17 protein-coding genes are annotated in these 23,094 nt (G+C 69.1%); 6 read left to right on the top strand and 11 right to left on the bottom strand.

Translation table 11 applies throughout. The annotated features are described in order from the left end of the window. Window positions 1-79: 79 nt before the first annotated feature. Window positions 80-4,534, bottom strand: a complete 4,455-nt coding sequence (gene gltB, locus HLA98_RS16220) for a glutamate synthase large subunit (RefSeq protein ID WP_057499989.1) — start codon at window positions 4,532-4,534, stop codon at window positions 80-82. A gap of 174 nt (window positions 4,535-4,708) precedes the next feature. Beyond that, entirely contained in the window at window positions 4,709-5,098 is a 390-nt protein-coding gene (locus tag HLA98_RS16215; protein WP_057499990.1) for an I78 family peptidase inhibitor, read from the bottom strand. 111 nt (window positions 5,099-5,209) lie between these two features. On the opposite strand from HLA98_RS16215, the gene HLA98_RS16210 reads away from it, so the two are divergent. Next, a complete protein-coding gene (locus tag HLA98_RS16210) occupies window positions 5,210-6,262 on the top strand; it encodes a DNA topoisomerase IB (RefSeq protein ID WP_049448291.1) in 1,053 nt (350 codons plus the stop codon). Window positions 6,263-6,327: 65 nt separating this feature from the next. Here the strand turns inward: HLA98_RS16210 and HLA98_RS16205 are convergent, their stop codons facing one another. Further along, window positions 6,328-6,636: a hypothetical protein gene (locus tag HLA98_RS16205; protein WP_057499991.1), complete on the bottom strand. Its 309-nt coding sequence runs from the start codon at window positions 6,634-6,636 to the stop codon at window positions 6,328-6,330. 194 nt (window positions 6,637-6,830) lie between these two features. On the opposite strand from HLA98_RS16205, the gene HLA98_RS16200 reads away from it, so the two are divergent. Then, window positions 6,831-7,955, top strand: a complete 1,125-nt coding sequence (locus HLA98_RS16200; RefSeq protein WP_057499992.1) for an SDR family oxidoreductase — start codon at window positions 6,831-6,833, stop codon at window positions 7,953-7,955. Between the two features lie 33 nt (window positions 7,956-7,988). On the opposite strand, the gene HLA98_RS16195 is transcribed toward HLA98_RS16200, so the two are convergent. Beyond that, entirely contained in the window at window positions 7,989-9,056 is a 1,068-nt protein-coding gene (locus tag HLA98_RS16195) for a serine hydrolase domain-containing protein (protein ID WP_057499993.1), read from the bottom strand. A 189-nt stretch (window positions 9,057-9,245) separates the two neighbouring features. Here HLA98_RS16195 and HLA98_RS16190 point away from each other — a divergent pair, with 189 nt between their 5' ends. Together HLA98_RS16190 and HLA98_RS16185 are read left to right on the top strand one after the other, a co-directional pair. Next, the gene (locus HLA98_RS16190) at window positions 9,246-9,632 is read left to right on the top strand and encodes a BlaI/MecI/CopY family transcriptional regulator (protein ID WP_049448297.1); all 387 of its coding nucleotides are present in this window, start codon (window positions 9,246-9,248) and stop codon (window positions 9,630-9,632) included. A gap of 3 nt (window positions 9,633-9,635) precedes the next feature. After that, on the top strand, window positions 9,636-11,618 hold the full coding sequence (locus HLA98_RS16185; protein WP_057499994.1) for a M56 family metallopeptidase: 1,983 nt from the start codon (window positions 9,636-9,638) through the stop codon (window positions 11,616-11,618). A 67-nt stretch (window positions 11,619-11,685) separates the two neighbouring features. On the opposite strand, the gene HLA98_RS16180 is transcribed toward HLA98_RS16185, so the two are convergent. The 3 genes from HLA98_RS16180 to HLA98_RS16170 all read right to left on the bottom strand — a co-directional run bounded on the left by HLA98_RS16180 (window position 11,686) and on the right by HLA98_RS16170 (window position 15,575). After that, window positions 11,686-12,000, bottom strand: a complete 315-nt coding sequence (locus tag HLA98_RS16180; protein ID WP_057499995.1) for an I78 family peptidase inhibitor — start codon at window positions 11,998-12,000, stop codon at window positions 11,686-11,688. A 66-nt stretch (window positions 12,001-12,066) separates the two neighbouring features. Further along, entirely contained in the window at window positions 12,067-13,089 is a 1,023-nt protein-coding gene (locus HLA98_RS16175; RefSeq protein WP_057499996.1) for a ribonuclease H-like domain-containing protein, read from the bottom strand. Next, window positions 13,086-15,575, bottom strand: a complete 2,490-nt coding sequence (locus HLA98_RS16170) for a DEAD/DEAH box helicase (RefSeq protein WP_057499997.1) — start codon at window positions 15,573-15,575, stop codon at window positions 13,086-13,088. The genes HLA98_RS16175 and HLA98_RS16170 overlap by 4 nt, the downstream gene beginning before the upstream one ends. 212 nt (window positions 15,576-15,787) lie before the next feature. Here HLA98_RS16170 and HLA98_RS16165 point away from each other — a divergent pair, with 212 nt between their 5' ends. Both HLA98_RS16165 and HLA98_RS16160 read left to right on the top strand, forming a co-directional pair. Next, on the top strand, window positions 15,788-16,306 hold the full coding sequence (locus HLA98_RS16165; RefSeq protein WP_057499998.1) for a hypothetical protein: 519 nt from the start codon (window positions 15,788-15,790) through the stop codon (window positions 16,304-16,306). Between the two features lie 40 nt (window positions 16,307-16,346). Further along, window positions 16,347-17,021 (top strand): hypothetical protein, encoded by a 675-nt coding sequence (locus HLA98_RS16160; RefSeq protein ID WP_057499999.1) that lies wholly within the window; start codon window positions 16,347-16,349, stop codon window positions 17,019-17,021. Between the two features lie 71 nt (window positions 17,022-17,092). On the opposite strand, the gene HLA98_RS16155 is transcribed toward HLA98_RS16160, so the two are convergent. Genes HLA98_RS16155 through HLA98_RS16140 form a run of 4 tightly spaced genes read right to left on the bottom strand, consistent with a single transcriptional unit; the run spans window position 17,093 to window position 23,089 of the window. Continuing rightward, window positions 17,093-18,901 (bottom strand): hypothetical protein, encoded by a 1,809-nt coding sequence (locus HLA98_RS16155; protein WP_057500000.1) that lies wholly within the window; start codon window positions 18,899-18,901, stop codon window positions 17,093-17,095. Beyond that, complete coding sequence (locus HLA98_RS16150) at window positions 18,898-21,078, bottom strand: hypothetical protein (protein WP_057500001.1); 2,181 nt, start codon at window positions 21,076-21,078, stop codon at window positions 18,898-18,900. The genes HLA98_RS16155 and HLA98_RS16150 overlap by 4 nt, the downstream gene beginning before the upstream one ends. Then, window positions 21,075-22,196: a BatA domain-containing protein gene (locus HLA98_RS16145; RefSeq protein WP_057500002.1), complete on the bottom strand. Its 1,122-nt coding sequence runs from the start codon at window positions 22,194-22,196 to the stop codon at window positions 21,075-21,077. The genes HLA98_RS16150 and HLA98_RS16145 overlap by 4 nt, the downstream gene beginning before the upstream one ends. Continuing rightward, window positions 22,193-23,089: a DUF58 domain-containing protein gene (locus tag HLA98_RS16140; RefSeq protein ID WP_057500003.1), complete on the bottom strand. Its 897-nt coding sequence runs from the start codon at window positions 23,087-23,089 to the stop codon at window positions 22,193-22,195. The genes HLA98_RS16145 and HLA98_RS16140 overlap by 4 nt, the downstream gene beginning before the upstream one ends. Window positions 23,090-23,094: the final 5 nt, after the last annotated feature.

Below are 23,094 nucleotides of genomic sequence, written 5' to 3'. Positions count from 1 at the left end.
CTCTGTGGTGTTTTGCGGTTGCCGGCCAGCGGCCGGCACTACGTGATCCTGGGTTGCCGGCCAGCGGCCGGCACTACCGTTACGCGGCGCGGCGGAGGGTTTCGGTCAGCGACTCGATGCTGGCGGCCTTCGGTTTGACCAGCCAGAACTTGCCGATGTAATCGCGGAACTCGTCCAGGATCTGCTGTGCCCAGATGCTGCCGGTCAGCTCGCGATGGCGACCGATCAGGCGGTGCAGGTGCTGGCGATAGTTTTCGAAGCCCTCGGCCGACACGCGATGGATGTCGATCAGCTCGTGGTTGTAGCGGTCGACGAAATCGCGGTCGACGTCCAGCACGTAGGCCAGGCCGCCGGTGAAGCCGGCGCCGAAGTTGAGGCCGACCTTGCCCAGCACCAGTACCACGCCGTCGGTCATGTACTCGCAGCAGTGGTCACCGGCGCCTTCCACCACCGCCAGCGCGCCGGAGTTGCGTACCGCGAAGCGCTCGCCGGCACGACCGGCAGCGAACAGTTCGCCGCCGGTGGCGCCATACAGGCAGGTATTGCCGATGATCGCAGTGCTGCGTGCCTCGAAGCGCGCACCACGCGGGGGGCGCACCACCAGGCGGCCGCCGGCCATACCCTTGCCGACGTAGTCGTTGGCTTCACCCTCCACTTCCAGGTGCAGGCCACCCACGTTGAACGCGCCGAAGCTCTGCCCGGCACTGCCGCGGAAACGCAGTTCCAGCGGTGCCTCGGCCATGCCCTGATTGCCGTGCGCGCGGGCCACCGCGCCGGCCAGGCGGGTGCCGATGCTGCGGTCTGTGTTGTGGATCAGGAAGCGATGCTCGCCGCCGCGCTTGTGTTCGATGGCCGGTGCCAGCAGGCCATCCATCTGCGTGGCCAGGCTGTCCGGCGATTCGTACAGGCGTTGCGCCGCGCAGTGGCTGCCTTCGTAGCGGCTGTCGGCCAGCAGGCGCGACAGGTCCACGCGCACGCCCTCGCGCGGCGCCGTTTCGATCTGCCGCAGCAGGTCGGTACGGCCGACGATCTCCTCCAGCGAACGCGCACCCAGGTACGACAGCCAGCCGCGCACTTCCTCGGCCAGCAGGCGGAAGAAGTTCTCCACGCGCTCCGGCTGGCCGGTGAAGTGGTTCTCGCGCAGGCGTTCGTCCTGGGTGGCCACGCCAGTGGCGCAGTTGTTGAGGTGGCAGATGCGCAGGTACTTGCAGCCCAGCACGATCATCGGCGCGGTGCCGAAGCCGAAGCTGTCCGCACCCAGCAGCGCGGCCTTGACCACGTCCAGGCCGGTCTTCAGGCCGCCATCGGTCTGCAGCAGGGTGCGCCCGCGCAGGTCGTTGGCCAGCAGCGCCTGGTGCGCTTCGGCCACGCCCAGTTCCCATGGCACGCCGGCATAGCGGATGGAGCTGACCGGCGAAGCGCCGGTGCCGCCGTCATGGCCGGAAATGGTGATCAGGTCCGCACCGGCCTTGACCACGCCCGCGGCAATCGTGCCGACGCCGGCATGGCTGACCAGCTTCACCGACACCAGCGCGGTCGGGTTGACCTGCTTGAGGTCGTAGATCAGCTGCGCCAGGTCTTCGATGGAATAGATGTCGTGGTGCGGCGGCGGCGAGATCAGGCCGATGCCTGGGCGCGCGTAGCGCAGACGTGCGATCAGTTCGTTCACCTTGTGGCCGGGCAGCTGCCCACCCTCGCCGGGCTTGGCGCCCTGCGCGACCTTGATCTGCAGCACCTCGGCATTGACCAGGTATTCGGCGGTCACGCCGAAGCGGCCCGAGGCGACCTGCTTGATCTTGCTGCGCTTTGCGGTGCCGTAGCGTGCCGGATCCTCACCGCCTTCGCCGGAATTACTGCGGCCGCCGAGGCGGTTCATGGCAATGGCCAATGCTTCATGTGCTTCCGGCGACAGTGCGCCCAGGCTGATCGCCGCAGTATCGAAGCGCGGGAACAGGGTACTGGCTGGAGCCACCTCGTCCAGCGGTACCGGCGTGGCGGCCGGCACCAGTTCCAGCAGGTCGCGCAGTGCCGACGGCGGGCGTGCATGCACCGCATCGCAGTACTGCTGCCAGGCACGCGGATCGCCGCTGCGCGCCGCGCGCTGCAGGGTGGTGACCACGTCCGGGTTGTACATGTGGTACTCGCCGCCGTGCACGTACTTCAGCAGGCCGCCGACATCCACGTCCTGCTGCGCATCCCAGGCCTGCGCGCACAGCTCGCGTGCGTCGGCATCCAGGCGCGCGAAACCGGCACCACCGATGCGCGAGGCGGTATCCGGGAAGCACAGGTCCACGACTTCCCGTTCCAGGCCGATGATCTCGAACAGCTGTGCGCCGCGGTAGCTGGCCACGGTACAGATGCCCATCTTCGAGATGATCTTCGACAGGCCCTTGTAGACGCCCTTGCGGTAGCGGCGGCCGATCTGCGACTGCTCACCGCCCTTGCTGAGCTTGAGAATGCCGCGTCGGCCCAGGTCGAACAGGGTCTGGTAGGCCAGGTACGGATACACCGCCGTGGCACCGAAGCCGAGCAGGCAGGCCATGTGGTGCGGGTCGCGCGCGGTGCCGGTCTCGACGATGAGGTTCACGTCGCAGCGCAGGCCCAGCCGCGAGAGGTGATGGTGGATGGCGCTGGTGGCCAGCAGCGCATGCACCATCGGCCGCCCGGCCACCGGGTAGCGGTCGGACAGCAGCAGCATCACCATGCCCACGCGCGCGGCCTGTTCGGCCTCGCTGCAGATACGCTCGATGCCGGCGCGCAGGCCCTCGTCCTTGCTGTAGGACAGGTCGAGCAGGCGGTTGGCCTGCACGTACTGGTCCATCTTCAGCAGCTGGCGCAGCTTGCGCTGGCTCAGTACCGGCGAATTGAGGATGACGTGGTTCACCGTCTCCGGGCCGGCATGGAAGATGTTGGTCTCCTTGCCAAGCTGGGTGGACAGCGACATTGCGCAGTCTTCGCGCAGCGGGTCGATCGGCGGGTTGGTGACCTGCGCGAAGGCCTGGCGGAAATAGTCGTACAGCGGGCGGCTGCGCTGGCTCAGCACCGCCATCGGCGTGTCATCGCCCATCGAGCCGGTGGCTTCCTGCTCGGTCTCGGCCAGCGGCCGCAGCACCTGCTCCACTTCCTCGCTGCTGAGCTGGTACAGCTTGTGGTAGCTGCGCAGGGTGCCTTCGTCGAACGGCTCTTCCACCAGCGAGGGATCGATCAGTTCGGTCTGCAGGTAGGTCACGCCCTGCTGCAGCCACTGCTTGTACGGCGCGCGACCACGGTTGATGCGGTCGATGGCTTCGGAGTCGAGCAGGTCGCCGCGCTTGAGGTCGATGGCGATCATCTCGCCGGGGCCGAGCTTGCCCTTGCGCACCACGCGCTCGGTCGGCACTTCCCACACGCCCGCTTCGGAGGCGACCAGGAAATGACGGTCGGCGGTCAGCATCCAGCGCGCCGGGCGCAGGCCGTTGCGGTCGAGGGTGCAGACGGCGTAGCGGCTGTCGCAGGCAACGATGCCGGCCGGGCCGTCCCACGGCTCGCTGTTCAGGCCGTGGAACTCGTAGAACGCGGCCAGGTCCGGATCCTTGAACTCCAGCGACTGGGTAGCCGGCGGCACCAGGATGCGCAGCGCCTGGATCAGCTCCATGCCACCGGCGACCATCAGCTCCAGCATGTTGTCCAGGCTCTGCGAGTCCGAACCGTGCATGGAAATAACCGGGTCAAACTCGCCGATATCAAAGCGCGGCGTCTTCCACACCTTGCTGCGTGCCTGCGCCCAGCGCCGGTTGCCTTCGATGGTGTTGATCTCGCCGTTGTGGGCGAGCATGCGGAATGGGTGGGCCAGCGGCCAGCGCGGCAGCGTGTTGGTGGAGAAGCGCTGGTGGAACACGATGGCGCTGGAGGCCAGCTCGCGGCGCTGCAGGTCCGGGAAGAAGCGGCTGAGCTTGTCCGGCAGCACCATGCCCTTGTAGCTGATCGCATCCGGGGTGAGCGTGGTGACGTAGAAGTCGGCGTGATCGCGCAGCTCCTGCTCGCTGCGGCGGCGTGCCAGGAACAACGCCAGCGCGAAGCCGGCATCATCCTGGCCAACGCCGGCATCGACGAACACCTGTTCGATGCGCGGCAGCGTGTCGCGCGCCAGTTGGCCGCAGACGCTGTCGTCGGTCGGTACCTCGCGCCAGCCGGCAACCTTGCAGCCCACCGCTTCCAGCTGCGCCTGCAGCTGGGCGCGGCAGGCCTGCGCCGCGTCGGCGTCGTGGGGCAGGAACACCAGGCCGGCGGCGAAGCGTGCGGCGACGGCGATGCCGGCCTCACCCGCCAGCAGTTTCAGGAACGCATCGGGGCGGCGCAGCAGCAGGCCGCAGCCATCGCCGGTCAGGCCATCGGCGGCGACACCGCCACGGTGGGTCATGCGCGAAAGCGCGGCGATGGCGGTATCAACCAACAGGCGCGATGGTTGATCGTCGAGCTGGGCGACCATGCCAAATCCACAGGCATCGCGCTCGGAGCGCGGGTCGTAAAGCCCTTGGCGGTTGCGGGGGGCCATCTCTACCTCGATGCGTATAGGGTTGGCGGCGACACTCGTCCCCGCTCATTCCCTGGAGCGCATCGTGAGGCCACCGGATGCCTCGACTAGATCACAGGTTGCTGCAACGCCGCAATACACGGTTGCAGGTGCAACGGAACGCGCCGGCAACCCAGTGCCGGCGCGGGGCGGGACTCAGCCGCAGCGCACGCCGCTGACGGCGCCCTTGTCGTCCACTTCGATGTTCAGGCGGTCGCCGAGGAACTCCATCGTGGCCACGTCGTTGGGCTTGAGCACGCGCAGCTGGCTGGCGCCGGCATCTTCCTGCGCCTGCTTGCCCAGGGCGTCGGTGTAGGCCTGGCCGACCAGGCTCTGCACCTGGCTGGCGTCGCAGGTGCCGACCGGCGGAGCCTCGGTGGCCTTGCCGGCGTCGTCGGCCGGCGCCTTGGCCGCTTCGGCGGCCTGCTGGGCGTGGGCGGTGGCCGAATCCTGTTCATCCAGCGCCGGTGCCTGGCAGGCGGTCAGGGCCAGCACGGCCGGCAGCAACAGGGCGGAGAGCGAACGGGCGCGAATCGGGAACGACATCATGACTCCGGAAGGGGTTGTGAAGACCCGAGCATAGCGGCGAACCGGCCCTCACGTGTTTGTCTTGCGTTATCGACAGGATCACCGCGCCGCACCCGCGACACTCAGCGCATGCCAACGCCCTCCACCCCGGAACAACAGGCCGCGCGCGCCGCCGGCCTGCGCTATGTCGATGACACCCAACCCGGCTTCAGCCGCCGCCGCGCGGGCAAGGGGTTTGCCTACCGCGATGCCGAGGGGCATGCCGTGCGCGAGGCGGCAACGCTGCAGCGCATCCGCGCCCTGGCGATTCCGCCGGCGTATACCGCGGTGTGGATCTGCGCCCACGCCAACGGCCATTTGCAGGCCACCGGCCGCGATGCACGCGGGCGCAAGCAGTACCGCTACCACCCCGACTGGGCCGCAGTGCGCGACGCCGGCAAGTTCGACCGGGTGATCGCCTTTGGCGAAGCACTGCCTGCGCTGCGGCGCCGGCTCAGCCGCGATCTCAAGCGCAGTGGCTTCCCCCGTGAAAAGGTGCTGGCGGTCGTGGTCGCGCTGCTGGCCGACACCCTGGTGCGGGTAGGCAACGAAACCTACGCCAAGGAAAACAAATCCTTTGGCCTGACCACGCTGCGTAACCGGCACCTGGATCTGCTGCGCGGCGGGCGCGTACGGATGCGCTTCCGCGGCAAATCCGGGCAGCTGCATGAAGTGACGGTAGGCGACCGCCGGCTGGGCACGCTGGTGCGCGGTGTACAGCAGTTGCCGGGCCAGGCGTTGTTCCAGTACCGCGACGACGACGGTGTCGTCCAGCCGGTCGACTCCGGTGCAGTCAACGATTACCTGCGCGAGGTGATGGGCGAGGATTTCACCGCCAAGGATTTCCGCACCTGGGGCGGCACCCTGGCCGCAGTGCAGGCGTTCGCCGCCACTGAGCTGCCCGAACCGGCCAGCCAGCGCGCGATGGCCAAGGTACAGCGCGAGGTGGTGTGCAAGGTGGCGACCCAGTTGGGCAATACGCCTGCGGTATGCCGCAAGGCCTATATCGACCCCTGCGTGTTCGCCGGCTGGGAGCGCGGCGAACTGGCGAAACTGGCCGGCCTGCGTGGGCCGCGCCAGTGGGAACAGGCCACGCTGAAGGTACTGCGCCGGGCGCGGCGGCTGGCCAAGCGCAGCGCCTGAGATGACGTCGGGCGCGCCTGCCCTGCCCGGCGGCACCCTGCAGCGTGGGGCTTGCTCGATGGCGGTTATCCGCAGTAGATCGCGGTGATGTTGTTGGTGCGTCCCTTTTCGATGGTCAGGCGGTCACCGCCTTCGCTGGCCGGTGGCACCCGCGGACCGTCATGGCGCAGCACCCTTACATGCAGGCTGTCGCTGTCCACCCGGGCGCGTGCGACGGTGGCATCCGAAGCGGCCAGGCCAAGTGCGCCGCGCACCATGTCGCTGTGGCACTGGCCGGAAATCACACCGTCGATCGGCTGTACCTGGGCCACCGGCGTGCTGCTGCAGGCGGCGAGGGCAACGCTGAGAGCGGCGGCGGCGATCGCATGTTTCATGGAGGCATTCCTCGTGTGGTTGCCTGCAGGGTGCGACGGCGCACGTGGTGGCGGAATGAATGCCGTGCACGCGGTGGGCACGGAGTGCTCACTGCCCCCGACAGCCCGGGCGGAGAGACTGCAGGTGCGGCGGATGCCGCCCCCGGTAGTGCCGGCCGCTGGCCGGCAACCCCAACCCTCCCGAGGAGACCTGCATGGCCACCACCAAGAAGACCCCCACCCGCCGCAAGGCATCGCCGAAGGTGCGCAAAGGCACCCAGGCCGCGCCAGCCGCCACCGAGACCACCGCATCCCAGCGCCCGCGCGTGGTGAAGACCGCCACCCGCAAGGCTGCCGCTTCCGATCCGCGCGCGGCCCGTGTGGCAGCGCGGCAGCGGCGCCTGCAGGACCAGGAGAAGGCCAAGGACGTGCGCGCGGCAAAAAAAGCAACGAAGACAACGAAGAAAACCGCAACCCAGGCCGGCACGCGCCGACAGCCGGAGGCGATGCCGGCGCAGCAGCTGGCCAAGCCGGGCCATGAGCACGCACTGGAACTGGCACCGCGCTTCCTGGCACCGGACTACGTCGGCAGCGGCAAGCTGCAGGGCATGCGCGCGATCGTCACCGGTGGTGATTCCGGCATCGGTCGCGCGGTAGCGGTGCTGTTTGCGCGCGAAGGCGCCGATGTGGCGGTACTCCACCTGGACGAAGCCGAGGATGCCGATATCACCCGCCAGCACGTGGAGCGCGAAGGCGGTCGCTGCGTGGTGATCGCCGGTGACGTGCGCGATCCGCGCTTCTGCAGCAGGGCGGTGAAGCAAGTGGCCAAGGCGTTCGGCGGCATCGACATCCTGGTCAACAACGCCGCGTTCCAGCTGCATTGCGAGCGCCTGGAGGACCTGGAGGACGCGCACCTTCAGGAGACCCTTCAGACCAACATCGGCGGTTACATCCAGATGGCGCGTGCGGTGCTGCCGCATCTGGGCGAGGGCGCCAGCATCATCAACACCGGTTCGGAAACGGGAATCTTCGGCAGCAAGGCGCTGATCGACTACTCGGCCACCAAGGGCGCAATCCATGCGTTCACCAAGTCGCTCGCCAGCCAGCTGCTGCCACGTGGCATCCGGGTCAACTGCGTGGCGCCGGGACCGGTGTGGACGCCGCTGAACCCGGCCGACAAGAAGGCGGAGGACGTCGCTGAGTTCGGCAAGGACAGTGACATGGGCCGGCCCGCGCAGCCGGAAGAGCTCTCGCCCGCCTATGTATTCCTGGCCTCGCCGGCGTGTGCCAGTTACATCAGCGGGGTGATCCTGCCGGTGATGGGTGGGCCGCGGGGCTGAGCCGACGGTAGTGCCGGCCGCTGGCCGGCAGCCTCAGGGCACGGTCACCGCAGGCGCATAGAGATCGGCAATGCGCGGAATGAACTGCTGCGGATTGGCACCGACAAGATTGGTCAGCACCACCACCGCCACGCCGCGCTCGGGATAGACCACGAAGGCCGAGCGCGCACCGCCGATACCGGCCACCTGAAGGTCGGGCGATGCGCGCAGCACCGGCCAGCCACCCGCCCATGGGCCGGCACGGCCATCGACCAGGCGCTCCGCGCTCCACATCCGCCGCAGGGCCGTCTCCGGTAGCAGGCGGCCTTCGGTCAGCGCGACCAGCCAGCGCGCGGTGTCGTCGGCGGTGGTGAGGATGCCGCCACCAGCCCACAGCGAAGGCGGTATGTCGTAGAACCAGTGCGACAGGCGGGACGGTGCATCCGCAGCGTCGGTGGCACGTGGGGCCAGGCTGTACATCGTCGCCGCATCCGGAATCAGGTCGTAGCTGTCGCCGAAGGTGGTGCGGGCCATGCGCGCGCTGCTGAACTGGCCGGTGGCGAGGAAACGTTCGTAGGGCATGCCGGATTGCTTCGCGATGATTCGTGCCAGCAGTACGTAGTTGGTCTGGTTGTAGGCGAAGCGCTGCCCGGGTTCGGCTTCGACCGGCTGCGCAGTGACGGCCGCCCACGCCTGCGCTTCTGAGCCAGCGCCCAACAGCCCGTTCGCATCAAGGATGTCCGGAAGGCCGGAGGTATGTGCCAGCAGCTGGTGAACGCGTACGTCTCTCCACGCTGGTGGAAGATCATCCAGGTAGCGCGAGGCCGGCGCGTCCAGATCCAATCGCCCCTCCTGCGCCAGCTGCGCGGCGGCCACGCCGGTGAAGGCCTTGGTGGCCGAGTTGAGCGGGAAGCGGGTGTCGCGCGAGGCAAGCACACCATTCTCGACATTGGCCAGGCCATAGGCTTCGGACAGCACGATCTGCCCTTGCTTGACCACCGCGACCTGCAACCCGGGGATGCGCTGCTCCAGCATGATCTGGCGGATCAGGCGGCGGGTCTGGTCGTTGGCCTGGTCCTGGCTGGCAGAGATGGCGGTGAAGGGCAGGGCACTGGTGAGCATGAGTACGACTCGAAGCGTTGGGCGGAACATGCGGAATTCCTGCAGGGCGTCCGGATCGGATGCAGCCGGCGCGCCAAAGGTTTAAGCGCTCGGCGCCCCTACCGTTCGTCGGCCCATGACTTCCGGGGGGTTGACTACAGTTGTCGTCAAGCTGACAGTGACGACACGTGTAGTCAAGGGAGTGGTGTCATGCGTGGCAAGACCATCGGGGACCAGGAACTGGCCCTGCTGCAGTACATCGATGAACATGCGCCGGCCACGGTCGGTGAGGTCGCCAGCGGCTACGGCGAGGCCCGTGGCCTGGCCCGTTCCACCGTGCTGACGATGATGGAGCGGCTGCGGGCCAAGGGGTATCTTCAGCGCCAGCAGCAGGACGGCGTCTACCGCTACCAGGCCACCCGTGGCCCGGAAAGCGTGCTGCAGGGGGCCGTGGCCCAGTTCATCGACAACACCCTCCAGGGCTCGGTGTCGCCATTTGTGGCCTACCTGTCGCAGCGCCAGCAGGTCAGCGACAACGAGCTGGCCGAGTTGGAAGCGCTGGTCGCCCAACTCCAATCGCGTCGCCACGAGGGCTGAGCCATGGACACCACGATGCTGATCCCAATGCTGGAACGGCTGGGCTGGACCAGCCTGCAGACCGTGCTGCTGGTGGCGCTGGTCTACGTGCTGTGCCGCGCGCTGCCGACACTGTCGGCGGCTACCCGCTGCCGCCTGTGGTGGCTGGTCTCGCTGCAGGCCGTGCTCGGCCTGTTCTGGAGCCAGCCGTTGCAGTTGGCCTGGCTGCCGGCACCGCAGGCGGTGGCGATGACCGCCACTGACGTTGCCGCTGATCTGGTCTACCCACTGGCGCCGGAAGCCTCGGCGCAGCTGCTGGCGACAATGCCGATGACTGCACCGGACGTGCCGGCAGTGGCGTGGTGGGCCGTCGCGTTGGCTGCGCTATGGGCATCGGGCGTGCTGCTGATGGCCCTGCGCACTTTCGGTGAGTGGCGCCGCTGCCGGGCGCTGCTGGCCGCCGCCTATCCCTGCGAGGACGAGGCGCTGGTGCAGGCCCTGCAGCTGGCTTCCGACGCACACGGCGTGCGCCCTGCACCGCGGCTGTGGATGAGCACGCAGGTGGACTCGCCGCAGCTGGTCGGGCCGTTCCGCCCGGTGCTGCTGCTGCCGGCCGGCGACAACGCCCTGCAGGGCGATGCGCTGGACCTGGCACTGACCCACGAACTGCAGCATCTGCAGCGTCGCGACCTGCAGTGGGGCCTGCTGCCCGCACTGGCGCAGCACCTGTTCTTCTTCCATCCGCTGCTGCGCCTGTCGGTGCGCGAATACGCCCAGGCCCGGGAGGAAGCGGTGGATGCGGCGGTGGTCGGCCAGCATGGCGCGAGCCGCCAGGCCTATGGCCGCCTGCTGCTGCAGCTGGGCGTGGCCCCGCAGCCGCACCTGGGTGTGGCCAGTGCCGCACCGAGCACCGCCAGCCTCAAGCGTCGCCTGCTCTCGCTGCAGTCGCGCCGGTCCTGCCCGCGCCTGTTGGCGGTGGCCCTGACGGCCATCGTGGTGGTGGTGGGCGTGGCACCAATGCGGCTGGTCGCAGCGCCAGTGCCGCCGGCGCCGCCCGCGCCTCCTGCGGCACCGACCGCCGTGGTGCCCGCGCCGCCGAAGGCTCCGCCTGCACCCCCGTCGTCCGCGCAAGTGCCAGCCGTGCCTGTGGAGCCGGCACCCCCCGCCGAACCGGCCGATGTGGAAGAACCGTCCGGTCCTGACGATGCCGACGTGGCCTACGTCGACGATGCCGCTGGCAGGGATGAGGACCATGACGACACGACGTCCACCACCACGTCCATCACCACTTACGGTCGCCTTGATCTGGGCAAGTCGCCGCGGGAGGCCTACGTGCTGGTCGATGGTGATTCGACCTTCGCCAACGGTGGCATCGACGACGTTACGGTGGCCCGCAGGCAGCTCGGCAAGGGCCCGGCGCTGTGGTTCCGCCAGGGCGACAAGCGCTATGTGGTGCGCGACCCGATGCTGATCCAATCCCTGCAGCGTGCCTACAGCGGCGCCGCAGACCTGGGGCGCCAGCAGAGCGAACTGGGCCGCCAGCAGAGCGCGTTGGGTCGCCAGCAGGGCGAACTCGGCAAGCAGATGGGTGAGATGGGGCGTCTGCAGGGCGAGGAGTCACGCCGCATCGCACTGGCCGCCGCCGAGGTGGCGCGCAGCGCGATGGCCGCCCACGACATCAACCGTGAGGCGGCTGCGGAAGCGGCGAAGGCTGCGCGCGGTGCAACCAGCGACGTGGCCGTTGCGCGTGAGGCCGCCCGCGAGGCCGCCGCCGAGGCACGTCGTGCGATGCAGGAAGCCCGCAGCGAGGCCGCGCAGTCCGGCCGCACCCGTGACATGCAGCGTCTGGCCAGCCAGCAGTCTGAACTGGCCAGCCGCCAGGCGGCACTGGGCAGCAAGCAGGCCGCGCTGGGCGAGCGCCAGGCACGCGTGCATGCGCAGGCATCGCAGCAGGCACAGCAGGTGATCGCGCGCGCACTGGCCAGCGGCAAGGCCGAGCAACTCTGATCGGTAGTGCCGGCCGCTGGCCGGCGATGTGGGGTGCCGGCCAGTAGCCGGCACTACCTTGGGTCGATCAACCGCAGCTGGCGCGCTCTATCCGGTTCTGCGCGTCCACCTGCACGGTCACCCGGTCCTGGCGAAAGTCCATGGTCACTGCCATGCCCGGCTTGACCACCCGAGCACCGCGCGCGCCGCTGTCGGCCACCAGCTTCTTGATCGTGGCTTCGTCGGCAGTCTTGCCGGTGAAGGCGTCCAGCGCTTCCGGCCTGCATTCGTGCGCGGTTTCGGCCACGGGCGCCGGTGCGGGATCATGGGTGGTGCTGCTGCCGGCATGACTGCAGGCGGCCAAGGGCAGGATGGCGAGCAGGGCCAGGGGATTGAGGCGCATCGTCGGGCTCCAGGCATGGATGGTGGCGGCAGTGTCACCGCTGCCACCGTCAGGCCGCGTCAACGCCTACGGCCCGACCAGTGCCAGCGTCTCGCGCTCGCGTTGCTCCTCGCGTACCAGCCGTTGCAGCAGCAGGGCCAGGGTCACTACGTCCTGGTGGTTGTGGTCAGCGACCCGGCGCAGATTCACGGCGTCGCCGCCACGCAGGAAGCGCAGCCATGCGCCCGGCGCCTCCGAGCCCGGCAGGTCGTCCTCGCGCACCACGCGCAGCAGCTGGCGTTCGATGGTGGACAGCTTGCAGTTCTCCCACGTGCCGCGATAGCGGCGGCGGGTCGGATAGAGCAGGTCGACGTGATCCAGTGCGGTGATCGGGCAACGCTGGCGGGCCAGCCGATAACGCGCCTTCAGCAGGGGCGCATCGTAGCTGCGGCCGTTGTAGCTGCAGAACACGGTGGACGGCTGCAGCCAGCTGGCGAAGGTGGCGAGCATCGCGTCCTCGGCGGCCATCGTCGACATCAGCAGTTGGCGGATGCGCAGGCCTTCGCCGCGCTGCGGGCAGGCGTGCCAGTCGGCGGCACCGATCATGAAGGCGCGGGTGCCGGTACCGCCGGCCAGGCCGGTGGTTTCGGTATCGAAGAACAGCAGGTCGCGCGCGGCCACGTGCTGGCCTTCGCGCTTGGCGAAGGCCAATGACAGCGGGGCGATCGGGATCGGTTGCGGCTGCAGCGACTCGATCAGGAACAGGCCCGGCGCGATCTCCTCGCCGGGCAGCTGGCGATCCTGTGCACTGGCGCGTGCCGGCGCGGCTCCACCGCGCGAACGCAGGCCGAGCAGGCGATGCAGGCTGCCCACTTCCGGCCGCCGCAGCGGTGCGGATGCCGGTGCGGGGGCTGCAGCGCCGGTCGGCTTGTGGCGGATTTCCTGTTCGACCCAGGCGAACACCGAACGCTCGGCCGGTGGTTGCCGCGCATCGTTGGCGGCCACGGGTGGCAGTGGCGCAGGGGGCACGTCCGGCGCGGCCGGTGTGCTCGCCTTCGGGTCGCCGGCCTGCCTGCGCAGCAGGCGCAGCTTGTCCAGGCTCAGGCTCACGGTGCCATCAGCTCCATCGGCTCGCGCGTGGTCACCACCACGTCGCGCACGTGATGGCAGGCCTCTGCATCGAACAGGTCCAGCACGCGCAGCGCCAGCGCGCGCGGCGAGGTCTCATCTTCCTCCTGTGCGGCCAGCACCGGGCCCACGCAGGCCGGGCAGCCGGCCTTGCAGTCGCAGCGCTGCACCAGTTCACGCGCGCGCTGCACCAGTTCGGCCTGGCGCTGCCACAACGGCTCGCTGAGGCCGACGCCACCGGGGAAGTTGTCGTACAGGTACACGGTGGGCACGAATTCCTGCAGCAGCTCCACCACACCGGGATCTCCCTCGCTGCCACGCAGCTGGCCACGGCCGCTCTGGTCGGCGATCGCGAACCAGGAACCATCGCCGTTACCCACCGACTTCTGCAGGTCGCGCGCATCGGCCATCACCGCCACGGTGGCGACGATGTGCAGCGCATACGCCGCACCGAGGAAGCCGTCCAGCGCATCCTGCTTGCTGGCGAACGCGCGCAGCAGCAGCGCCTGCGGCAGCTGCCACCACACCGCAGTGGTGTGCAGTTCCTGGTCGGGCAGGTTCACCGGCCCGTAGCCGATGTTCTCGTGGGTGTAGTAGCGGATCTTCTTGTAGCCGGCCACGCGGCGTACCACGTGCACTTCGCCATGGTGTGAATCACCCCGGCCGGCCACGCCGCCATCGAAACGGTCCAGCACCTTGAGCTTGGTGAAGTCGATGCTGTCGGTGTAGTAATCCACATGCGTGCGGGTGACGTAGGCCTTGCGGCCGTCCCAGTCCAGCGTCTCCACCTGGTACGGCGTGGACTGCACCATGTGGATGGCGCCTTCGTACAGGGTGAGCGCGGCGGCCGAATAATCGACCTCGGCGATGATCTGCTGGCGGCCATCGCTGCGGTCGACCACCACGAAGTTGCCGTCGGCCACCGCACGCAGGCTGACCGCATTGGCCGGATAGCTGTCGGCGATCCATTCCCAGCGTTCGCCTTCGCGGTGGATCACTTCGGTTTCGGCCAGCGCTTCCAGGAACACTTCCGGATCGATCGGGCCGAAGCCATCGCCGACCCGGAACGGCAGCTCGAAGGCCGCGCAGCGGATGTGGTCGAACAGGATCAACGGTTGGTCGGGCGCGATGCGTGCGTGTTCCGGCGACGCCTCGGCGAAGAAGTCCGGATGGCGCACCACGTACTGGTCCAGCGGCTGCGAGCTGGCCACCATCACCCCGAGTGCGGGCTGCTGGCGGCGACCGGCGCGGCCGAAGCGCTGCCAGGTGGCGGCCACGCTGCCCGGGTAGCCATTGAGGATCACCACGTCCAGGCTGCCGATATCCACGCCCAGTTCCAGCGCCGAGGTGCTGACGATGCCATCGATGTTGCCCGCGCGCATCGCACGCTCGGTCTCGCGGCGTTCGGTGGGCAGGTAGCCACCGCGGTAGGCGCGGATGCGCGGCGGCTTGCGCGGGTCGTGGTCGAAGATGTCCTTCAGGTACTTGGTCAGCACCTCGACCATCAAGCGTGTCTGCGCGAACACCAGGGTCTTCAGCCCGGATTTGATCGCGATGCGGGCGATGCGATTGCTCTGCGAGCGTGCCGAGGCACGTAGGCCGAGGTCCGGATTGATTACCGGCGGGTTCCACAGCAGCACCTGCTTCGGCCCGCTGGGCGCACCGGATTCGGTGATGGCGGTAACCGGCGCCTCGATCAGCGCCTCGGCATGCGCCTGCGGGTTGCCGATGGTGGCCGAGCACAGGATGAACTGCGGTTGTACGCCGTAGAACGCGCAGATGCGCTTGAGCCGGCGCAGCACGTTGGTGACGTGACTGCCGAACACGCCGCGGTAGGTATGCACTTCGTCGATGACGATGTAGCGCAGGTTCTCGAAGAACTGCGCCCATTTGGTGTGATGCGGCAGGATCGCCTGGTGCAGCATGTCCGGGTTGGACACCACGATATCGCCGTGCAGGCGGATCGCCTGGCGCGCATCGCCGGGGGTGTCGCCGTCGAAGGTGAAGGCCTTTACGCCCAGGTCACCGGCACGGTTGAGTTCCAGCAGCTCGGCCACCTGGTCCTGGGCCAGCGCCTTGGTCGGGAACAGGTACAGCGCCTTGGCCTTGTCCTGCATCGCAGCGCTGACCACCGGCAGGGTGTAGCACAGCGACTTGCCGCTGGCGGTGGGGGTGACGATGGCCACGTGCTCGCCGCGCTGGCTCGCCTCCCAGGCCTCGGCCTGGTGGCTGTAGAGCTGCTCGATGCCACGCGCCTTCAGCGCGGCGGCCAGGGCAGGCGGAACTGAATCGGGAATGGGCGCATAGCGGCCTTCGCGGCCGGGAATGGCAAAGCTGCCGGTGATGCGGTCCTGGTAGCGGCGCTGCAGGCGCGCGCTGAGCAGGGCGCCGTCGCGGGCGGGCAGGCCATCGCGGGTGGCGAGCTTCTGCTCGGCATCGGCGGTGCGCTTGGCGAGTTCGTAAGCCATGGAAGATGGAGCCGGGACGGATTGCGAGGGGTCACATGGCACCACACTCACGTCTCAGGATGTGAGACACCGCACACGGCGGCCGTGAACCGTTCAGTGCTCGCGTCCCGTGGCGTCGCCGCATCGCCCTTGGCTGAACAGCTGCCGGTGCAGCAACGAAATCTGAAGCCGGCATCCGTATCCTTGGGCGCTGGACGCAACCAACAGGGCGGATGGCTGTGGCACGACGTGGAACGCAGGGAGCACTCCTGGCCGGCATGCTGCTGGCCGGCATCGCGCAGGCGCAGCAGGCCGCGCCGGTGGCAGTGCCCGATCCTGCACCCGTTCCCCCTGCTGATGCCCCGGCGGCAACCACCGCGCCGATTTCCACCACCCTGCCGCAGGACAATGTCACCACCCTCGGCGAAGTGCGTGCGCTCAAGCCCGACGACGAGCCGCTGGACCTGTACCGCTTCAAGAATCCGGTGAAGTTCGGTGACAACCGCTTCAGCCGCGACTGGAGCGAACCGCCATCGCCGGAGCAGGTCAGCATGGGCGGCGGCTACATCATGATGGGCGTGGTCAAGGGGGTCATGGCGGCCGCCAAGGGCGTCAACAAACTCACCGGCGGACCGGCGCAGATCCAGGCCGCCGTGGCGCGGCCGCCACCGGAGCTCAGTGCCGAACAGCGGCAGCGCGCGCTGCGGTTCTCCCAGGAGCAGGATGCCGGCGATGCACCGCCGGTGAAGTAGCCCGGTATATCCTGCCGGCTCCCCCACCAATAGTGCTGCCATGTTCCTGCGTTCGATCTGCCTGATGGCCACATTGCTGCCGGTCTCCGCCTTCGCGGACGGCATCGCCGGCGGTGGTGCCTGCCGCAACGGTGCGTTCCCCTCCGAACAAAGCCAGTTCGCACTGGCGCGGGTGATCGATGCACCCCGTCTGTACCTGCTTGGCGACATGGACGGCTGCCCGGCCAAGGGCGAGCCTGCCTGCCGACAGCGCAGCTATGTGGTCAACGGCGATACCGTGGTGACCGGGCGTGATCTCGGCCGCTACCGCTGCGCGTTCTTCCCGAACAAGGTGGGTGGCAGTGCCGGTTGGGTCGACCGCAGCAAGCTGCAGCCATTGCCGGTGGCCGTGCCAACGCTGCAGGACTGGGCGGGGGAGTGGAAGGATGGTGACAACGGCCTGCGCATTACCGTGCAGGGCGGGCAACTGCATGTGGAGGGTGACGCTTATTGGCCCTCCGCCAACCCCACGCCGGAGCAGCGCCCCTATGGACCCAACATGGGCCAGGTGGAAGCGCGCGCGGCGCCGCGTGGCGCCGACGTCGAGTTCGTCGAGGACACCTGCAAGGTGCGCGTGCATTCGCTGGGTGCGGTGCTGATCGTGGCCGACAACAGCGAATGCGGTGGCATGAACGTGCGCTTCAACGGTGTCTACCGGCGCGCGGGCAAGCGTTGAAGGACGCATGAGGATTGGGGTCAGTAGATCCACGCCTTGCGTGGATGCTGCCCGCGATCCAATCGATGCGGTCAGCGCCGCCGTTCCAGCCACCACAGCAGCGATGCGCACAACACGAACGCCAGCCACCACGGCCAGCGTGAGCCTGCCACGGGTTGCATCACCGACGCATTCGCCGATGTACTGGAGGCCAACGCCCGCGTGGTCGCATCGATCATCGCCTGTCGATGCAGCGCAGATGCATCCTTCGGGTCGAACACATAGCGCCAGACAACGCTGTCGCCATGCTGCAGGCGCTGCCAGCCCGCTTCACGCGGCCACCAGCCGGCGCAGCGCAGCGCCGACGTCGCTCCATCGACAATCAGGGGTACAGCGTCGCCACGCTTGCTGAAGACCTGCAGGGGCGCCTGCGCGCCGCACAGCGACTGCCGTTCTCCGGCCCAGGCAATCACTTGTGGTGACCACAGCGCATCACCGCTGCCCTGCGCGCGTGCCAGCGTGGCAACCACGTCGCTCCACAGTTCGCCGTGGCGGTCATCGCGGCCGGCCAGCACCCAGCGCCAGCTGTCGGTCAGCGGCAGCAGCCCGATGCGTCCGTTGCCGACCGCGCGCCAGCCGCCGACGGCCTTGCCGCCCCGATCGTGCAGCAGCGCGTTGCTGCCCGGCGCCTGCAACGCCAGTGCTTCCAGCGAAGGCAGCGCGGCACTGTGCGAGCTGCGGTCGGCCTCTTCGCCGTAGCCGGTCGGCAACGTGCCGGCGGCAAGCGGGCCACGTCGTGCGGCGAGGATCGCGCTTTCGCCATCGCTGGGAAGTTCAAGGGTGTGGCTGCTGCCATCGCCCTGCACGGGCAGGCCCAGATCGCGGAGGCGCTGGCGCGCACCGGCCGAAGGCGCGCCCGCACTGCGTACCAGCACGCCCAGTCCATCGTGCAGTGCCTGGCGCACGGTGGCCAGCTGGCCTGCACTCAATGCCGCGAGGCTGCGCTCGTCCAGCAGCAGCAGATCGCTGCGCATGAGCGATGCTGCATCAATCGACACTGCGCCATCGCCGATGCTGAGTCCGGCCCCGGTATCCGCCTGCACCTGCACACGGATGCCGGCATCGGCCGCCCAACGCCGCAGGTACTTCAGCTCTGGACCCGGCGCGCTGGCGCGCACCAGCAGGCGCAGCGGTGCGGCCGGCAGGGTCTGCTGCGGCACCGGTACGCTGTCCACCACATGGCCGTCGGCATCGAGCAGGCGCAGCTTGAACACGCTGCGGCCTTCGGCGCGGGCGATGCCACTCAGCTGCACGCGGCCGTCGTCGGCAACGTCCGTGCGATCGACTACGCTGTCGGCCGGGTCGAGCAGTTCGGCCTTCGCCTTGGCCGCGCCACGCGCCTGAGCCTGCACATCGAAGCGGGCACCGGGTGCGACATCGGCCGGTGGTTGCAGCGCGATCCAGCCGCGCGGCTCCGGTGCGGCCTGCCAACGTACATCCGGCGGCAGCACCGCGTCGCGGTCACGTGCGGCCAGGCCCGCACCGACCAGCGTCAGCGTGGCGGCCGGATGCTGGCGCAGCGCGGTGGCCAGGTCGGGAACGCGCTGTGCGCCGGGCACATCGGCAGCTTCCGGCAACAGCAACAGCGGGCCTTCGCTGGCCGGGAGCGCGCCGGCCTTGCCCGCATCGACGCCAAGCACGACCAGCCCGCCTGCGGGTTGCTGGTGGGTGGGCGGCAGCAGGCAGAAGTACAGCAGCGTGGCGACGATGATCTGCAGTGCGATCACGCTCCACCGGCGGCCAGGGTGCGCGGTGCGTCCACGCAGCTGGCGCACGCTGGCGATGACCACCGCCAGAGCGAGTGCCAGCGCAATCCACAGGTTCAGGCTGGAGGCGTTCATGGCTGCCCCTCCAGCGCATCGAGGTAGCGCTGGCCCATTGCATCGGCAGCACTGCGCCGCATCGCCTGCGGCAGCGGACGCTGCAGCGCCCGCCACAGCTGCGCGCGCAGGCGCTGGCGACAGTCGCTGCAGTCGGGCTCGATGCGCAGCTGCTCGATGGCCGCAGCCAGATCCAATGCATCAGGCAGGTAGGCTGCATTGCGCTGCTGCCAGGCCGCAAGCGCATCGAGATCCGGTGCGCCGTTGTCATCACCCAGGCGCTGCCAGGATTCAACGATGGCCGGATCGGGCGGGATGCGCGCGGCCAGCGGCAGTTCGCGACTGGCCAGTCCAGCGCGATCACCGCCGAGGCGACGGCCTTCATCGATCGGTGGCAGCTCCGGCCCGACCCGGGCCAGGTAGATGCGCTCGGCCTGCTGCACCTGCTTGATCAAGCCCAGCGCCTTGTAGGCAAAAGGCAATGCCTGCTCCGGACGGCCCTGGCGCAGCTCGCCTTCGGCCGACCACATCTGGTCCAGCGCGGCCTTCAGCGTGGCACGGGTCTGCGGATCGAGCAGGGTGGCCGCCTCGGCGTGGTCATGGGTGTGGCCGTACTCCGACAGCACATCGGTGGCGCTGCCGAACACCGGTGGCGTATCGGCATTGGCCGGCTTGCCGCCGTGGTCGTGGCCGTGCGCGTCGTGCGCGCCTGCATCGGCGCCATGGTCGTGATCGTGCTCGTCGCCATGGTCGGGGTCGTGGTCGTCTGCGGCCGGCGTATCGCTGGTGGGCAGGTCACTGGTCGGCGGTGGCTTCGGCGCACCTTCGCTTTCCTCGCCCAGGAACTGGCCGTAGCGCAGGCGCAGGATGCGCTGGTCGACACCGATCGCATCGCTGCGCTTCACGAAGTCCTCGGCGGCCAGGCTGCGTCGCTGCCGGATCAACGCTTCGGCATCGATGATGATCTGCCGCTGGCTGCGGAAGTACGCAGGCAGGGTCTTCTTGATGCGGCCCTCGAGCTCTGCACCGAGCGCGACTTCGGTGCTGGGCAGGCGCAGGATCACGCTGCTGCTGCGCCCGGTCTGCGGCGTGGGTGCATGATTGTCGCGCACCTCCAGCTGGGCGATCACATCGTTGCCGGGCTGCGCACCCAGCGACGCCAGATCAAGGGTGTGGGCGAAACGCCGCGCGGTGGCTTCGCCGCTGCCGGCAAGTGTGACGCTGCGCTTCACGAAGGTGATGTTCTCACCGCTACCCTGGGTGGTGGTGATCGACAGCGTTGCCTGCGCCGCGACACCGTAATCGTCGCTGGCCTCGAAGCGCAGTGCCCACTGTCGTTGCCCCGGCGTGCCCAGCACCAGGCTGGCCGTGGGCTCCAGTACGCGCACGCTGGGTGCACGGTCGGCCACCACATCCAGCCGATGCAGGCGGGTCTCTGCCAGTGCCGGTTCGCTCACCACGCGGTACAGCACCGGCGTGCGTGCAATGTCCTGTGCCTGCCACTGTCCTTCGTGCTCGCTCAGTGGCAACCGACGACCATCGTGGAATTGCAGCCATGCCTTGTCCGGGGCGCGGTCGAAGCGCAGCGACCAGGACAGCCGGCTGTCGGCGGCGACCTTGGCGTCCAGCGCATTCTGGGTAAGCGTGGCCTGGCCGGTATAGGCCGGCGCGTCGATGCGCAGGCGGGTGGACTGCAGGCGCAGCGGGCCTGCGGAAGCAGTGCTGCCGGGCGCCGACGTGCGGGTAGGCGCGGAACCGGGGTTCGAACGTGGCCAGCCCAGTGCCAGCACAACAATGGCCAGCCCTGCGATCCAACACAGCGCCAATGCACCACGTGGCCAGCGCGGACGCAGCTCCGGCATCGCGCGTTCCAGCGTCGCCAGCACATGCGCACGCTGGCGCTGCTGCAGCGGATTGAGCGTGGCGGCATCGGCGAACAGCAGATCGGCGCTGTCCTCGCTGGCACCGCTGCCATCAAGGTGGCGTTGCAGCCACTGCCGGTCGAGTTGGCGGGCATGCGCAGTGGCGAAGCCCGCACACGCGAGCAGGCTGATCGTACCGACGACGCAGGCGATATCGAAACCTGCCAGACGCAGGGCCAGCACCGCCGCAGCCAGCGCCCATGGCAGGCCCAGCAGCAGGGTGATGAGCGCACGGCGCCGGCGCGCACGTTGCCAGGCGTGCTGCAAGGTATTCATGCGCCCACCCTGCGCCAGGCACTGCTGGCCATCCAGCGTTCCAGCGCGAACAGCAGCACGATGGCCAGCAACAGCCAAGGCGTTGGCTCACGCAGCGGTGGTGTTGCAGCAGGCAATGCGGCCCGCTGCGGTGCCTGGTCACGTGCATCGCCCAGGCGCGGGGCCTTGGGCGGCTGCAGCGCCAGCAGCAGGGCACGCGGCAGTCGCGGATCGCGCAGCGCGGCGTTGCTGGCGGCATTCCAGTCGCCCGGCAGCGACAGCAGATAGCCGTGGCCGATGCGTTGCTGCCACAGCAGCGGTGTGCCCTCGGCATCGCGCAGCAGGATGCTGGCACTGGCAGCAGGCTTGCCGGCAGTCATGACACGACCGCCGTCACGCAGCCACGCCTGCCAGGTCGCCGGCAGTGCATCGCTGCGGCTCCACACGCCGATCTCGCCGCGTTCGGGCAGGGCATCTGCCGGCAGCGGAGCGAGCGGTGCCTGCACGCCCCACGCGCGCTGCAGCGCGTTCAACCAGCGCTGGGCAGTCGCGGATGCTTCGCCGTGCACGCGTAACCGGGGCGGAGTTGCTGCAGTCTGCGGCGGGGTGACCGGCATCGGCTGCGTGTGCCACTGCACGTCGCGCGAAAGCTGCAGGCGGGCACCATCCAGGCCGGGCAGGGGATCGGGAACGTGCACGACCAACGCGGTGCCCGCGGGCAGCTGTGCGTCCAGTTCGCGCAACAGGCTGGGCAGGGAGGCGCTGGCTGCAGGCGGCGCCTGTTCGATGGCGGGGAAGCCAGGTGCCAGCCAGTGCCAGTTGCGGTCCGCAGCGGTACCACGCAGTGCAGCAGCGTCCAGCCCGGGGGCCACCACCGTCCACGCATCGGAGGCGGGAGAGGGGCCGGTCAACGCAGGTCGTGCCAACAGCAGGGCCAGTGCGGCCAGCAACAGCAGACGCACCAGCAGCAACGGCCAGTCATCGAAGCGGATGCGCTGGCGCGGCCGGATCTGTGCGCGCAGCCAGCGCAGCGCGGCGAAATCCAGCGGCGTGTACGGATGGCGCCGGGCCAGATGGATCAGCAGCGGCAGCAGCCATGCGGCAAGCGCGGCGAGGGCGAGCGGGAACAGCAGGGTCATGCACCGCCCCCCCGGCCGAACAGCGCCTGCAGTGCCTGGTCCAACGGTCGGTCGAGCCAGCCGGTGGCACTGGCGATGCCACTGGACCGCAGGCGCGCATGCAACGCGCTGCGTGCGTCAGCGAAGCGCTGCAGGTAGTCGGCGCGGATCGCCGCGCCGTCGCCCAACAGTTCCTCGCCGGTCTCCGGATCGCGGAAGCGGTGGCCGGCGTCGAACGGGAAGTCGCGCTCGTCGGCGGTGAGGATCTGCAGCAGTGCCACTTCGCGGCGCGCGCTGGCCAGCTGTTCCAGCAGCACGATGCCGGCGTCGTCGAAGCCGTCGCCGATCGCCAGCAGCAGGTCGCCCGGGCGCACGCGTTCCCACAGCGGCCGAAGGCGATCGGCCGCAGGCCAGGCGCCGCGCGCCTGCAAGGCATGCAGGTGCAGATGCACGCGATCACGCTGGCGTGCGCCGTTCGCCGCGGGAACCAGCTGCAGGCCATCGCCGTTGATCGCCAGCAGGCCGAAACGGTCACCCTGCTGCAGGGCCAGTTCAACCACGCAGGCGGCCACACCCCGCATATGGTCCAGGCGCGTGCGCTGCGGTGCCGCGCGATCCGCCTGGTTGGCCGAAGCGGTGGCATCCAGCAGCAGCCAGACCGTGATCGGGCTTTCGCGTTCGGACTCGCGCACGAAGAAGCGATCCGAGCGGGCGTACAGCTTCCAGTCGATCTGGCGCAGTTCGTCTCCCGGCTCGTAGGCACGGTACTGGGCGAACTCGAGGCCGGCACCGCGGCTGCGGCTGGCGTGCTGGCCGATGCCACTGGCGCCGCTGGCCAGGCGCGGCTGCAACCGCAGCAGGCGCAGGCGCGCACGCAGTTCCGGTGGCAAGGTCAGCGGGGTACCGGCGTTCACGGGTG

It is taken from the genome of Stenotrophomonas africana (genome assembly GCF_013004645.1).
Lineage (GTDB): Bacteria > Pseudomonadota > Gammaproteobacteria > Xanthomonadales > Xanthomonadaceae > Stenotrophomonas > Stenotrophomonas africana.
Note: the sequence above shows the minus strand (reverse complement) of the source record. Positions and strands in the feature narration are given on the sequence as shown.

What these genes read in the sequence shown, in the direction of transcription:
- gltB (WP_057499989.1), bottom strand. Translation starts at nt 4,534, where the DNA reads ATGGCCCCCCGCAACCGCCAAGGGCTTTACGACCCGCGCTCCGAGCGC.
- HLA98_RS16215 (WP_057499990.1), bottom strand. Translation starts at nt 5,098, where the DNA reads ATGTCGTTCCCGATTCGCGCCCGTTCGCTCTCCGCCCTGTTGCTGCCG.
- HLA98_RS16210 (WP_049448291.1), top strand. Translation starts at nt 5,210, where the DNA reads ATGCCAACGCCCTCCACCCCGGAACAACAGGCCGCGCGCGCCGCCGGC.
- HLA98_RS16205 (WP_057499991.1), bottom strand. Translation starts at nt 6,636, where the DNA reads ATGAAACATGCGATCGCCGCCGCCGCTCTCAGCGTTGCCCTCGCCGCC.
- HLA98_RS16200 (WP_057499992.1), top strand. Translation starts at nt 6,831, where the DNA reads ATGGCCACCACCAAGAAGACCCCCACCCGCCGCAAGGCATCGCCGAAG.
- HLA98_RS16195 (WP_057499993.1), bottom strand. Translation starts at nt 9,056, where the DNA reads ATGCTCACCAGTGCCCTGCCCTTCACCGCCATCTCTGCCAGCCAGGAC.
- HLA98_RS16190 (WP_049448297.1), top strand. Translation starts at nt 9,246, where the DNA reads ATGCGTGGCAAGACCATCGGGGACCAGGAACTGGCCCTGCTGCAGTAC.
- HLA98_RS16185 (WP_057499994.1), top strand. Translation starts at nt 9,636, where the DNA reads ATGGACACCACGATGCTGATCCCAATGCTGGAACGGCTGGGCTGGACC.
- HLA98_RS16180 (WP_057499995.1), bottom strand. Translation starts at nt 12,000, where the DNA reads ATGCGCCTCAATCCCCTGGCCCTGCTCGCCATCCTGCCCTTGGCCGCC.
- HLA98_RS16170 (WP_057499997.1), bottom strand. Translation starts at nt 15,575, where the DNA reads ATGGCTTACGAACTCGCCAAGCGCACCGCCGATGCCGAGCAGAAGCTC.
- HLA98_RS16165 (WP_057499998.1), top strand. Translation starts at nt 15,788, where the DNA reads ATGGCTGTGGCACGACGTGGAACGCAGGGAGCACTCCTGGCCGGCATG.
- HLA98_RS16160 (WP_057499999.1), top strand. Translation starts at nt 16,347, where the DNA reads ATGTTCCTGCGTTCGATCTGCCTGATGGCCACATTGCTGCCGGTCTCC.
- HLA98_RS16155 (WP_057500000.1), bottom strand. Translation starts at nt 18,901, where the DNA reads ATGAACGCCTCCAGCCTGAACCTGTGGATTGCGCTGGCACTCGCTCTG.
- HLA98_RS16150 (WP_057500001.1), bottom strand. Translation starts at nt 21,078, where the DNA reads ATGAATACCTTGCAGCACGCCTGGCAACGTGCGCGCCGGCGCCGTGCG.
- HLA98_RS16145 (WP_057500002.1), bottom strand. Translation starts at nt 22,196, where the DNA reads ATGACCCTGCTGTTCCCGCTCGCCCTCGCCGCGCTTGCCGCATGGCTG.